The 14,116-nt window shown below is 43.4% G+C and carries 9 protein-coding genes; all 9 read left to right on the top strand.

The features are described from left to right. Positions 1 to 256 precede the first annotated feature (256 nt). The 9 genes from ACO6VE_RS11270 to ACO6VE_RS11230 all read left to right on the top strand — a co-directional run bounded on the left by ACO6VE_RS11270 (position 257) and on the right by ACO6VE_RS11230 (position 14,036). A complete protein-coding gene (locus tag ACO6VE_RS11270) occupies positions 257 to 1,897 on the top strand; it encodes a hypothetical protein (RefSeq protein ID WP_422461340.1) in 1,641 nt (546 codons plus the stop codon). Positions 1,898 to 1,922: 25 nt separating this feature from the next. Further along, positions 1,923 to 2,192, top strand: coding sequence for a hypothetical protein (locus tag ACO6VE_RS11265; protein WP_422448705.1), 270 nt, complete (start codon positions 1,923 to 1,925; stop codon positions 2,190 to 2,192). Positions 2,193 to 2,438: 246 nt separating this feature from the next. Continuing rightward, complete coding sequence (gene rpsP / locus ACO6VE_RS11260; RefSeq protein WP_269673688.1) at positions 2,439 to 2,687, top strand: 30S ribosomal protein S16; 249 nt, start codon at positions 2,439 to 2,441, stop codon at positions 2,685 to 2,687. A 13-nt stretch (positions 2,688 to 2,700) separates the two neighbouring features. After that, positions 2,701 to 3,264 carry a ribosome maturation factor RimM gene (rimM, locus tag ACO6VE_RS11255; RefSeq protein ID WP_422448709.1) on the top strand — a complete coding sequence of 188 codons (564 nt, stop codon included), beginning with the start codon at positions 2,701 to 2,703 and terminating at the stop codon, positions 3,262 to 3,264. A gap of 99 nt (positions 3,265 to 3,363) precedes the next feature. After that, the gene (gene trmD, locus ACO6VE_RS11250) at positions 3,364 to 4,134 is read left to right on the top strand and encodes a tRNA (guanosine(37)-N1)-methyltransferase TrmD (RefSeq protein ID WP_422449562.1); all 771 of its coding nucleotides are present in this window, start codon (positions 3,364 to 3,366) and stop codon (positions 4,132 to 4,134) included. Positions 4,135 to 4,245: 111 nt separating this feature from the next. Continuing rightward, complete coding sequence (gene rplS / locus ACO6VE_RS11245; protein WP_422461338.1) at positions 4,246 to 4,599, top strand: 50S ribosomal protein L19; 354 nt, start codon at positions 4,246 to 4,248, stop codon at positions 4,597 to 4,599. 567 nt (positions 4,600 to 5,166) lie between these two features. Then, entirely contained in the window at positions 5,167 to 6,168 is a 1,002-nt protein-coding gene (locus ACO6VE_RS11240) for a hypothetical protein (protein WP_422461336.1), read from the top strand. A gap of 539 nt (positions 6,169 to 6,707) precedes the next feature. Then, the gene (locus ACO6VE_RS11235) at positions 6,708 to 10,619 is read left to right on the top strand and encodes an ankyrin repeat domain-containing protein (protein ID WP_422461334.1); all 3,912 of its coding nucleotides are present in this window, start codon (positions 6,708 to 6,710) and stop codon (positions 10,617 to 10,619) included. A gap of 480 nt (positions 10,620 to 11,099) precedes the next feature. Then, positions 11,100 to 14,036: an ankyrin repeat domain-containing protein gene (locus ACO6VE_RS11230; RefSeq protein ID WP_422461332.1), complete on the top strand. Its 2,937-nt coding sequence runs from the start codon at positions 11,100 to 11,102 to the stop codon at positions 14,034 to 14,036. Positions 14,037 to 14,116 lie beyond the last annotated feature (80 nt).

Genomic DNA, 14,116 nt, shown 5'->3' with positions numbered 1-14,116 from the left:
ACGACTGCATGGATGCAGGAGCTAGAGCAACGCAGGAGCAGTTGCCGCGTAGGGCAGTCTATTCTCGGTCAGCCTCCCAGGAGGCAGTGCTGTGGGCGAGGCTTAATGTCTACCTTAAGAACCGTAGCAACTACTCGTGTGATGATGATGAAGAGCAGAATATCCGCAAGTTTATGATCTATCCTAAGATGGTCTTCTTTCCTTTGCTGACGTGAGTCTTAAATAACATAAACTGGTATTAAATTTAGAGATTTTTATGAAGAATATAATTTATACGGCTGGTTTTTTGCTTATGACAAACACAGTCATTGCCGACGAACAGACAGACATTGTCAAGCAATGGATTGGTACAAACTTTGAGCTAATCAATGAACTGCACAACGAAACATTATTCTTCAATAAATACATAACCACCGATAATGGCTCATGCAAACTGAATGTGGAGGCTTCACTTGTCAGCGGTGAACGAAACACAACGTGGAACTGTGATGGCAATGGATATGGAATGCATATAGAATCATTCGGGGATGGTAACAAGACAGGGTTAGTTAAGATATGGACAAAAGACTCCGATGGAAGGAGATGCGGCTTGCAGTGGGATGCGCATCCTGGAGATGATCAGTTCGGGAATGCCCCCATTAATTACGACCAACATCAAGCCAAGTGGGATTGTGACGGTGATCGAGACCCTAGCTCTGCTGATGTTGTTTATCTTGATGATGTCCATATCTATAATGGAAGTCTTCAGTTTAAGATAAAGTCAAAGGTCGGTTATCTTTCTGACGATAATAGCCAATCCAATCATCGCAATGCTGTGTGGACCAAAAGAAAATCAGATGCTAACACAATATCTATTGATTTAGGCTGGTCTTGGGCTGATGAAAAAAACAGCAATCTTGTAGATATGTACGGCTTCAAGCCACCTGAAATAATCAAGCAACAATCCCTTAAAGACTACGAAGATGCTGAAAAGCAATACCTTAAGGTTTTAGATGCCTATTTAAATGAACCTGGGCATGCAGAACACACGACTAATTTGACTGTATGGAATGACAAAAATTCACCAGAGAATGGCTATATAACAGCTGTTCATTATATGGATTACTTCTTTATAGGAGGACATAAAATCAATTTCATGAGTAACAAGAAGGTAACAAACAAAAGAGAATCACATGGTAGAAGATTTTCAGCCTGGTATACAAACGGTGGGTTGCTATCAAACGCCCTTGGTCAGGCACAATATCGTAGCCGACAAGCAACAGGACCAAATATAAAGAAAGAGTTGAACTTAGAGAAAGCTGATACGATTTATTATGGGTACGAAAGTTATAATTATTCATCTAACACCTACGGAATGCCCCATTTTGATGACCACTGGGTATCAGCATCCATTAATAAGAACGATGACGTACGCTATGTCTTTACTTCTTTAGGTGATTACTATCGACTTCAAACCGACGGTTGGGGGCTTGAATACATCAACAATCGCTTTAAAGTAAACAATCATAATTGGCCTGGACTTGAGGATTATAGATTCCTTATTCGTGCAGGTTTATCATCAGCAGATGGTGACTATTGGTACTTCTTCCTCGCTGATGGGACTTACATTAAGTACTCAATCGCTAATGACTATGTCCTGGATGGCTATCCAGCACCTGTTAACAATTCCAGATGGACTGATATGGAGCAGTATAAGTTTCAAATTACCGGAGCATTTTACTATGCCGACGACTACTATTTTATGCTTCGTGATGGAAGCTACATACTTTACGATTCAGACGATAGTGGAATAGAAAATAAAAAACTGGATGATTTTGATACAGGCTATTGGGGGGAGCGCTCTCTATATAAGCTAGAACAATGCGATCAACCGAAACCTAATATCAGCCTGTTTTAACATACATTATTTCGATGAGTTTGATGTGTACAATTACCTGGTTGTTGATGTTCTTCCGCGTATCAGCCTCCGCCCGGCCCGTGATATCAGGGAACTGATACTGCGACTCTGGAAAGAGAAATTCGGGGCCAATCCATTAAAAGCCGATCTCGACAAGCAGGGGTGGGTCTGCCCCCTGCTTGAACGCTTACGCCACCCGATGCCCGCAAAAGCACAAGTGGTTCCAGCTTGCCGGGCAGCGGGTAGCGTCTGCAGAAATACGGAGGTTATTTCAGACCGCTCCCAAGACAGGTAAGCACAGCGCCCGCATAGGGAACATACTTATCACAGCATATTGCCTCCTCCTCTGGTTTTCCCTACAATATGCGCCCTTTATGATTGGCTTGAATCCGATCATGGATTGGCTGATGGATGATGAAAAAGGAACTTTCCTCGCTCAAATCTGTCTCAACTCTTCTGGGTTACAGTCATACGTCCTGTGCGTCTGGCCAGTAAACCCAGAAAACCAGTTGCCGGAAACAACTATAGGAAACCCTATTCCATGGTAACCATTCGTCTTGCACGTGGCGGCTCTAAAAAGCGTCCATTTTACCACCTGACCGTGGCTGACAGCCGTAACGCTAACGGCGGTCGTTTCATTGAGCGCGTAGGTTTCTTCAACCCTGGTGCTCGTGGCCAGGAAGAGCGCCTGCGTGTTGATAACGAGCGTGTAGAATTCTGGCTGGGCCAGGGTGCTACTGCATCTGACCGCGTTGCCCAGCTTCTGAAAGAAGCCAAAAAGGCTGCGTGAGGTTAACAACCCAGTGACAACGGCAGTAGAGGGCGCTGTGAAGCGCATTGCGTTAGGCCATATTTCCTCCGTATTCGGGGTCAAAGGCTGGCTGAAGATTCACTCCAACACCAGCCCGATGGAAAACATCCTCAACTACCCACGCTGGATTCTTGACCCTGCTGGCCAAAAGAGCGGTGATGTTAAAACCGTTGAAATCGATCAGGCCCGGCCACACGGGAAAGGTCTGATTGCCCATATCGTCGGTTGTGACGATCGTGAGCTGGCCCGCAGTTACTGCGGTTACCAGATTACCATCAGCGCCGATGATCTGCCCGAACCGGAAGATGACGAAATTTACTGGCATCAACTGGAATCGCTGGATGTTTTCTCCCGCAACGCTGAGGGAGACAATGTTCTGCTGGGCAAAGTCAGCCACCTGATGGAGACAGGTGCCAACGACGTACTGGTCATTCGCCCCACAAAAGGCAGCATTGACCGTCGAGAGCGTCTGGTACCCTGGCTTACCGGATCAGTGGTGCTAGACGTCAATCCTGAGAAAGGATTTATCCGGGTAGATTGGGACCCGGAGTTTTAACTGGCCATGACGACTCAACACTCACCCCTTGATGAGCCAGCCGGAGAAACACTGGCAGAAACTCATCAGGACACAGACAAGAGCGCCATGGACATCGGAATGTGGTTCGGTGTCGTCAGCCTCTTCCCGGAGATGTTCCGGGCCATAACCGGGCACGGTATTACCGGCCGCGCGGTTAAGGAACGGCTGATTGAGGTACAGATCTGGAATCCCAGGGACTTTACCCATGACCGGCACCGAACTGTGGATGACCGACCTTATGGCGGTGGTCCCGGCATGTTGATGAAAATTCAACCTCTGCGTGACGCCATCCATGCAGCCCGCAAAGCTGCAGGAACCGAGGCCAAAGTGATTTACCTCTCTCCCCAGGGTCGCATGCTCGACCAGAAAGGAGTAGAGGAGCTTGCCCAGAGCAAGAAACTGATCCTGGTCGCGGGGCGATATGAAGGTATTGACGAGCGGGTAATCCAGACCGAAATCGATGAAGAATGGTCTATTGGTGATTACGTGTTAAGTGGTGGCGAACTCGCTGCCATGACTCTGATTGATGCAGTATCACGCTTTGTACCGGGCACCCTGGGTCATAAGGATTCCGCTCAGGAAGATTCATTTGCTGATGGTCTTCTTGACTGCCCGCACTATACCCGTCCTGAGCTTTTTGAAGGACAGGAAGTGCCGCAAGTACTGTTATCAGGCAACCATGCACTGATTGAGCGCTGGCGACTGAAACAGTCTCTGGGCAGAACCTGGCTGAGACGGCCTGACCTGTTGGAGAACCTTCAGCAAACCAGGTCACTGACCAGCGAGGAAGAAAGGTTGTTGTCGGAGTTTATTGCTGAACACTCAGCCAGGAGCGACGACTGTGCCTGAGAGTTTGACTCTCAAGCCAACCAGATTGTGCTATCGGCTTGTTTCGGATGGGCCATCTGAGTGAAACACAGCTTGAGCGGGACAGAATTGACTAACCAGGAGCAATTATCAATGAGCAAAAACAAAATCATTGCGCAGCTTGAAGCTGAACAAATGAACAAAGAGATCCCGGCTTTTAGCCAGGGTGACACTGTAGTCGTACAGGTTAAGGTAAAAGAAGGCAACCGTGAGCGTCTGCAGGCGTTCGAAGGTGTTGTCATCGGTAAGCGTAACCGTGGCCTGAACTCTGCTTTCACCGTTCGTAAAATCTCCAGCGGTGTTGGCGTTGAGCGTACCTTCCAGACTTACTCTCCGCTGATCGCTTCTGTGAGTGTGAAGCGTCGTGGTGACGTTCGTCAGGCTAAGCTGTACTACCTCCGTGAGCTGAGCGGTAAAGCTGCTCGTATCAAGGAAAAGCTCAACTAAGATTCAGTTTAATTTTCCGGCAACTGATTTTTACACGAGTTTCTCAGAAGAGCGGATTGGTGAAACACCTGATCCGGGAAAAGCGGCGAAAGCCGCTTTTTTTTATCTGAACAAATCCTGTCTTTCGCTGTCTTAATAGGCCAAGAAGCAGTTATAAAGACAGTCATATTTATGCCGGATATTATCCAACCCTGCCATTCCAGCTTTGCCGTAAGAACAGCACCTCTCAGTGACAATAACACTGCAAATAGCAGCAGTGCCACCCACTTCAGGGAGTCAGACCTACCCTCCACCAGAACAACAGTTACCAGCGGCATTGGCGATTCGAACTCCACCAGAATCAGTCACAGGCACGTCTCGACTAATACCGCCACAACCCACTCACCACTCACCTCAACGGCAACTCAGGATATGGCAACACTGCCTGAAGGGCCTGACTTTCTTCTGCGCTTTCCCGAAGAACACCTTTTCCTGCTCTTTGCTGATCCTGATGACATTATTTCCAGTCGTTCCCCACAGGAATATGAAGATAACGAGCCAGGATGCACAGCAGCCTGGTGCCGCTGTATGAGCCAGGTGTTAGAGTGGATTCAGCATGACCCTGCGGAGGCTCCCCTGATTTCCCGACAACGCTATATGCAGATCAACGCCTTACTGACCGAAGGCGTGCAAAACATGCTTGACAGCCATATTCCCGGAACCGTGCGAAAAAGGCACGTGGGTTACCCCTCCAGTGAACATACCCAAAAAGGCTTCATCCAGGCACTGCTGTACAAGCAACGACTGGAAGAAAGCTATGAGCTTTGCCGTGGCACCCATGGTGCAACCATTGCCACTTCTCCAAAAGGGAGCATAATTTCTGATACCAGACTGATTGCAAATTATACCGACCTTAAAGGTATCACCATTTCTTTCAGGGCATTAGGACCTAATGGTCCAATATCAGAAACAAACGGGATTGATAAAATTTTGTTCAAATACCAACTCATCGCCCTTCTTGAGAAAGAAATCATCACGCCGCTGAATACACAACTGGAATCACTACAGCACAAGAAAATCAAGAAGCCTGAACTGCTGGCAAAACTGATTGGAACAGTTGCCACATACTGGCCCAGACTTGAGCAGCTACATACACCGATGGATGGCACCTGCAGAACAAATTACATGTTAGTGCAATATATTTTTATGAAATTTGGTTTCCCTCCGCCGGTATTAATGGATCCAAACTCAATTGACCTGGTTCATACATCGCTTTGTAAACGAATCATAGGCATTGGCTTAAAAAATTCACTTGAACTCATGAATAAAAAAGATCAGGTATCAGAAACAGAAGCAATTATCCATCAATACACAAAACGATACCTGAAAAATTCGTTTTGTCTTATCCGCTCATCGCAAAAATACGAAAAATACCTGATCCCGGATGAATTGAATTTTAACGATCAGCACAAGACCCAAATGAAGCATCTTACTAGAGAGTTCATGGAGGTACTGGCTCCATACAGAACCACCACGCAAACCAGTACAAGACCACTGAAGACACCTTTACGCAGCCGAAAAAAATCATGATTTACAAAAACATCATTAAGCCCACTGCAAAAAGCTTATTGCACCACTGAATCAATCAACTCAGCCGGACCAATCACAATGACCAGCTTTGCCCGGGAAACAACTGGTACATGGTTTCAATGAGTTTGACGGGTTGTCTTGCCTCCGCACTCCGTTCGTCCTGAGCCTGTCGAAGGGCGGAAACTCAGGACTCTGATAGATCGTGCCAAGCACCCTTCGACTCCGCTCAGGGTGAACGGAGATCGTACACGTCAAAATCATTAAAACCATGTACTAGAACAAAAGTACAGGTACCAAATCCCCGGTCCTGCTGAAAAAAAAAGAACGATAGTATTGGAACTATTGATCAATTTTACGATCTGAATAAAAGTGAAATTATCAAAGTTCGTTAAAGTTTCAGTTACTGCCCGGCATTTCAGGTTCTCTTACGGCTTATACCAAAAGTAGAACTATAGTAATGCATTATCAGGAAGTTCAAAGGTCAACAGGGAAACCTCAACAGGCTTTGAAAATACTTAATTAAAAAAAGGACCTGATAAATGTTCTATCTTGGCGTACTGATTACGACTGTTGCAGATACAATTTCTTCAGCTCTTGCAACTAATCCACAGAATCCAACTCCCAGCGCAGCCAATGGGGACACCCCCGAGCTTCGCGGTGACCTGGATCATCGCGAGGTGTACCGGAAGTCTTCGGCCACCAAATCCATTTGCAATCCTCCGTCAGACTCACCATCGCTCTCTGGACAGAGTCTCGGGCAAAGAACCATGTGGCCGCTCCATGTTGATATCACTATCACTGACACACCCTCCAGTGAAGAAAACGGGCATGATGCGGCTGCAAGTGGTCCAGCTGAACTTGTTGTAGCCATAGATGAAGTGAATGCTGCCATTGATACTGCTCGATTACCCGAAGAAACTCCTGGAGCCGTTGACCAGGGTTCTACTGAATTGCACGAAGAAACGCCTGAAACTGTTGACCAGGATTCTACTGAATTGCACGAAGAAACTCCTGAAGCTGTTGACCAGGGTTCTACTGAATTGCACGAAGAAACTCCTGAAGCTGCTGACCAGGATTCTACTGAATTGCACGAAGAAACTCCTGAAGCTGCTGACCAGGATTTTGCTGAAGTGCACGAAGAAACTCCTGGAGCTGTTGACCAGGATTCTACTGAATTGCACGAAGAAACTCCTGAAGCTGTTGGCCAGGGTTCTACTGAATTGCAAGAAGAAACTCCTGAAGCTGTTGGCCAGGACTCTACTGAATTGCCCGAAGAAGCTGCTGCCGAAGAATCATTTGAATTACGCACAATCACTCCTGAAGACGTTGCCATAAATAATACTTCTGGGCTACCCGGAGAAACTGCTGTTATAGATGATACTAATGAACCACCTGTATCAAATTCAGATATTACTTCCCTCTTTGGCACAAACCATGAAGATACTGGTGCAATGCCGAGTAATGACAGGTGGGTCCGTTATGACACAGGCACAGATACAGACCCAGACACAACAACATTGTCACTAATTCCTTCAGCACCACCACCCGATTATGAGACTCTATATCCTCTGGATGCATTATTTGAGGCAGCGAACAATTTTGCCCCATCAGAGGCAAACGGGATGAACAAAAATCCCATCCCGGACTACCCTGAAGGGGCATGTGAATGGCCACCAGTTACTGAGAAGCCAATAAGTCCGGAAGAATTCAATGACGCCTACTATGAAGCCTTAGCGACTGGTAACTTAAATGCTATAGAGCACCTGAGACGAGATTATCCCCAGCGCATGATCGACCCTTTGCAATATCCGGAATCACGGAAATATTTATATCATCCCCTGCATATAGCTGCCGCAAAAAATCAGATGGCATCGTTAGAATTTCTTTGCCAGCTTCCGTGTATTGATATAAACGCCCCGTCACCTGAAAAGAATACTGCTCTCCACTTAGCTATCGATCACAATAACGTGGCAGTCGTAAAATTTCTCTGTCAACGCCATGATATTAATGTAAATCGGAAGAATAAAAGCGGCTTCACCCCTATTATGTTAGCCTGTTCAAAAAACGCAGACGCTCAGATAATAGATGCCTTATTGAATACTCAACCGGTTCTGGACGAGGAAAAACAAATCGAAACTGCACTTTCCTTCAGCGTTAAAAACAACAATCTGGAAACCACTAAAAAATTACTAGAATCTGGTGCAAAGGTTGACCAGAAACATAACGATGGAAAAAACAGCATATTTTATATTTCCTTCACTGAAGCCGCTGACGAAATCAGTATATTGCTACTGGATTCTCTGGAGGACGTAAATCAACCAATATCCATCAATAATGCCCGGGTATTGCATCTGGCTGCTTTCACAGGAAAAACTAAAATTGCTGTTTATCTGATTGAAACTCTTAATGCTTCAAGATTTGTAACTAATAAAGGTAAATCAATGCCAGTCCATTATGCAGCGTTTGGAAATAATGCAACAACATTTCGCACATTAATTTATCTTGGATGCAACATGTATGAAGAAAAAGGAAAAATAGAAAGAGACTTTTGGGAGATGGTAAAAACCCGTCTGGCTGGATATCAAATAGACCGAAATAAATATGGTGATAAAGGATATACGTTATTTAGAGAGGGTGGCACACCTTCGGAATTTTTTAGAGGTGATATCTATCAGATGATAAATCACCAGAAAAAATGTGGCCATACAAAAGAATCAATTAAAGCAGCAAAAGAATCAGATAGAAAAAAAGCGCTAATTATAGAGCAAAATATTAAACAAAAAAAAGAACTGGAGAAGAAAAAAATAGACAAAAAAAGGAAATCAGAAATTCTGAAACAAAAAATTAGAATACTTGAAGAAAATAATAAAAAAACAACTGACAATGATGCTGCCACAGGCATTACATTAAGTACACCATCGACACCTGAACAGCCTGCTCCAGACTCAGATCTCTCTGCTCTTGCTTACACGCACCAAAGCGGAAATTTAGCAATGCACAGTGAGTTGACCTGTTATGATGTAAATGACAGGAGGTTTCCACCAGGGTTCACCAACATGGACGACGTGCCCGGGACATCAGCAATGCCAGCCATGATGGAGAAGCAATTAGACGACAAAGAATTCCAAAACATGTACCTTAATGCAATCCAGGCAGGTGATATAGACACTTTAAAATACCTGAAACAAGTTCGTCCCGATTTAATGATAGACTCTCTGGTAGATCCAAAGGATCGAAATGCATTTATTCATCCCTTACATCTGGCTGCCTCAAATAAGCAGTGGGTGGCGTTAAAATTTCTTTGTGTATTGGATGGAATTAATATCAATACTCGCATGAGTAATGGCGAGACAGTTCTTAATCTGGCAGTCTGCGAGAAAATGGAGGAGACTATACTTTTTCTCTGTCAGCAACCACTCATTAACGTCAATTTATCAGATTACGCCACCAGAAATACCCCTATTATTTCTGCCTGTGAGTTAAATTTGAGTGATCAGGTTATAGAAGCATTATTAGCGCATAAACCGAGTCTGAAGCCGAATAATTATCAAAAAACTGCACTTGGATTCAGTGTTAGAAACCGTAACATTACCGTTACTAAAATGTTATTAGAGGCTGGAGCTGACGTTGGCAAGGTTGAAGAAGATGGGAAAGACTCAGTGTTCTATATCGCTTTCCAGGATGACAACGAAGAGATGAGTAAATTATTAGTGAGTTATTTACCCGACATAGATCAAGCAGTAACTAAAAAAGATGCTCGCGTGCTTCATTTAGCCTCTCTTTTAGGCAAAAGAACACTTATTAGGCACTTGATAGAGGATTGTGAAGCATCCAGATTTTTAGAAAATAAAGATCATGCCATGCCAGTTCATTATGCGGCACATCATGATCATTCACAAGCACTGTATGTATTAATCGAACTAGGATGTTCCTTGAACGAACGTCCTGGAAAAATAGAAGACGATTTCTGGCGAAAGAAAAACAATGGATTTTATTCTTTTTTGGCTGGACACGTGCCTCCAACTGTAGATTTTAAAAGTTACAATAAACCAAATGCGTGTCATTTATACTACCATGGTGGTACACCTTCAGAGATTTATGGAATGTTTGATATAACTCAGTTAGAAAACTTTGAAAAATCACTAAATATAGACATAAATAAAGAAAAAAATAAGGACAAAGCAAGAATGGAGGAAAGACAAAAACAGCATAAGCAATACATAGAAGAAAAACAGAAACAGAAAAGAAATGAACAAAAACAAATAAAACAGGAAGAAAAAGAAGCAAGCAAAGAAAAAAAACAACTGAAAAAATTAAAAAAAGAACTGAATAAACTGAATTTAGAAGGAGAAAAACTGAAGGAAAAAGGAGTAAAACTAGAGACAGAATTGCATAGCCCAGAGGGGGGGAAAAAGATAAACCCATTTATCAGAATTTTGAGAAAAATATGAGTACCTATTAGAACTTATATATTTGAGTGATCTAAAACTCATTGCTCAGGTGCTATGCAGGTAGCAATGGTGTGCATAGTGCATCATGAGTTTGATATGTACAATCTCCGTTCACCCTGAGCACCCTTCGGCTCTGCTCAGGACGAACGGAGCTTGGGAGCCATTGATAGAAGATAAAAGGAACTCATCAATCACATTGAAATCTTGTACCATAATTGATCTGGCAAATTTGAAAACCATAATAAAGTGACTAATGCAGTCAAAGAAGGCAGCATTTGAACTATTGATTAGCTTTACGGTCTGAACAAAGGCATTAATTAACAAAGTTCGTTAACGTTCAGTTTTTGCACGGCATTTCAGATTCTCTTATGGCTTATCCCAACAGTAGTACTATAGTGATGCGCTATCAGGAAATTCAAAGGCCAACAACGAAACCGAAACTGGCTTTGGAAATACCCAATTAGACATAAGGCATGTACCATGTACTACTCCGTTGGCAATCCGGTTACTGTTACAGATACAGTTTCCTTTGCTACTTCAACTAACCCACAGAATCAAATTCCAGACACAACCACTAATAATAATGGTGCTCCCGGGAATTCAGGTGACTTCGATAACCGCCACATTCACGAGAGTTTATCTTCTACCTCACTCTTTACCGATCTGTCAGATTCACCATCGTCCCATCCTCAGGCGATGAGCATCGGGCAAAGAACCATGTTGCCGCATCCTGTTGATAGCACGATGACTGTCCCGCCCTGCGGTCAAGAAACCGGGCATGATACTGCTGATGAATATCAACTACCGTCAGATCCACCACCAGACTACCCCCACAGGTCTGACGATTCATATTACAATCTGCCAACGTATGCTGAGCTGTTCCCCTTGTATGAGACAATGATTGGCATGCCCCGGCCAGAAGAAAACGAGATTAACGAAAATCCCTTCCCGGCCACCCTTGAAGGGGCATGTGCATTGCCACCCTTAACTGCCAAGCCATTAAATCCGGATGAATTCAATAATATATACTTTCATGCCTGTCTGAGTGATGATGTAGAGAGAATTGTACAGCTGTTCCAGGCTGCTGATCCCCAGTCAATGAATAATTTTCTGACGCATCCGGACAACCCAACAATATCAGTTCATCCCCTGCATCTGGCTGCCGAACGTAATCAGCGGAGAGTGTTAAGATTTCTTTGCCAAAATCCATATATTGATATAAATGCTTGTGGGCCTGATAAAAATACCGCTCTCCACTTTGCCATCAGAAATCACCAGGGGGCAGCCGTACACTTTCTCTGTCAACAACAAAACATTGATGTAAATGTGGAAAACAGCCTCGGTTGCACACCTATTATTTTAGCCTGTGAAAAAAACTCAGACCATCGTATTTTACAAACATTATTGGAAAAAAAGCCGTACCTGGGCCCGAACAAAAACGGTGAAACTGCACTTTCCCATAGCGTTAAAAACAACAATCTGAAAACTACTGAAATATTAATATATAACGGGGCGGCACCTGTTGACACCATGCATAGTGATGGAAAAGACAGCATATTTTACATTTCTTTCACAAATGCCTCCGATCAGATTAGTATTTTGTTATTGAGTTGTTTGACAGACATAAATAAAAAAATATCCGAAGCCGGGGCTCGTGTGCTGCATCTTGCTGCTTTAACAGGTAAAGATGACATCATTACTTACCTGATAGACAGGCGCAAAGCCTCGAAATCCTTGACCAATAAATATAATTCCATGGCAGTTCATTATGCAGCGCATGACAATAACGCAACAACATTGCGCAGATTAATCGATCATGGATGCACCCTGTTTGTAGGAAAAGGAAAAATAGAAAAAGACTTCTGGAAAAAGAAAATAATTAATGGTCGTCATACACAAAAAATAGACTTTACCAAGGCAAATAAATCAAACGGAGAAAAATTATTTAATGAGGGTGGCACACCTTTGGAAATTTATGAAGGTGATAAAGTACAGATGATGAACTATGAGGAGAAACATGGAATTAAAAACAATGAAAAAGATACAAAACCAACAACAATATTCCAGAAATTAATACAAAAATTACAATTACTGCCTACAGAAAAGCCTGAAAAAACAACCGAAGCTGTTGCTTCCACAGACACTACACCAAGTGCGCTACCAGCACCTGAACAGCCTATACCGGGCTCGGATCATTCTGGCTTTGCCAACACACATACAAGTGGTGATGAAACAAACAGGAATCCCGAAAATATCGATCCGGACGACGTCTGCGGGGCATCAGCACTGCCAACTATAATGCAGGCACCACTTAGCCGTGACGATTTCAATATAACGTACTATGATGCGTGCGTGGCAGGTGATTTAGACACTATCATGCGCCTGAAGCAAACTCACCCCAAGTTAATGATTGACTCTCTGAGAGATCCAAATGATCCAGAAGTATTACTTCATCCCTTGCCTCTGGCTGCCTTAAATAATCAGTGGGCAGTGTTAGAATATCTTTGTAAGCTGGACGGTATTCATATTAACGCTCGCATGAGAAATGGTGATACCGCTCTTAGCCTGGCTGTTCGCATGAACAACCAGGACGCCATACTTTTTCTCTGCCAACAACCTGGCATTGATGTCAATGTGTCGGATTCCAAACGTAATACCCCTATTACTACTGCATGTAAGTTAAATTTGAACGATCAGGTTATAGATGCATTATTAGCGAATCTGAAGCTGGGCCCAATTAGATACGCACAAACTGCACTTTATTCCAGTATTAAAAACAATAATCTTAACACTACTGAAAAATTATTGAATACTGGAGCCGTCTCGGACAGGTGTGGTAAATACGCAACAGATTCTTTGCTTTATTTCTCTTTCACACATGCCAACGATGATATCAGTAAATTGTTATTGAAAAATATGTCCAACATAAATAAAACATTATCTGTTAATGGTACCTGCGCGCTTCATTTGATATGTTACCTGGGCAAACATACACTTATCTCGTACCTGATAAATGATCTTGGCGCATCAAAATTCATAGAGACTAATCTACGTGCCAGGCCTGTCCATTTTGCAGCGCACAAAAACAATAAAGAAACACTGATTGAATTAATCAAACATGGATGCACCTTGAAGGAAAGTCGGGGGAAAATAGAAGATGAGTTCTGGCCAAAGAGCCAGGGAGCAATGTGCGCTGGGGGGGAATACATACCTCCAATAATAAATTATAACCAATACAAAAAATCAAATGGGGAGGATTTACACAGCAATGGTGGTACACCTTCAGAATTTTACGGGAAAGGTATAAATGATTTAAAAGATTTTGAGGCTTCGCTGAATATAAACATAAAGGAAGAAAAGAAGATGGATCGAAAAACTATGGAAGAAAAAAAGCATAAGATAAAACAGAAAAAATAAGACTAGAGTTAAAACGCCGCACGGCTGCATGGATGCAGGAGATAGTACATGGTTTCAAAAAGTTTGACGTGTACAATCTC

Origin of the sequence: Endozoicomonas sp. ALB115 (genome assembly GCF_049310245.1) — a bacterium.
Classification (GTDB): domain Bacteria; phylum Pseudomonadota; class Gammaproteobacteria; order Pseudomonadales; family Endozoicomonadaceae; genus Endozoicomonas.
The sequence above is the reverse complement of the archived record's forward strand: the minus strand, read 5'-3'. Positions and strand labels throughout refer to the sequence as shown.

Coding starts and splice junctions, on each gene's coding strand:
- trmD (WP_422449562.1), top strand. CDS start 3,364: ATGTGGTTCGGTGTCGTCAGCCTCTTCCCGGAGATGTTCCGGGCCATA.
- rplS (WP_422461338.1), top strand. CDS start 4,246: ATGAGCAAAAACAAAATCATTGCGCAGCTTGAAGCTGAACAAATGAAC.
- ACO6VE_RS11270 (WP_422461340.1), top strand. CDS start 257: ATGAAGAATATAATTTATACGGCTGGTTTTTTGCTTATGACAAACACA.
- ACO6VE_RS11230 (WP_422461332.1), top strand. CDS start 11,100: ATGTACTACTCCGTTGGCAATCCGGTTACTGTTACAGATACAGTTTCC.
- rpsP (WP_269673688.1), top strand. CDS start 2,439: ATGGTAACCATTCGTCTTGCACGTGGCGGCTCTAAAAAGCGTCCATTT.
- ACO6VE_RS11235 (WP_422461334.1), top strand. CDS start 6,708: ATGTTCTATCTTGGCGTACTGATTACGACTGTTGCAGATACAATTTCT.
- ACO6VE_RS11240 (WP_422461336.1), top strand. CDS start 5,167: ATGAGCCAGGTGTTAGAGTGGATTCAGCATGACCCTGCGGAGGCTCCC.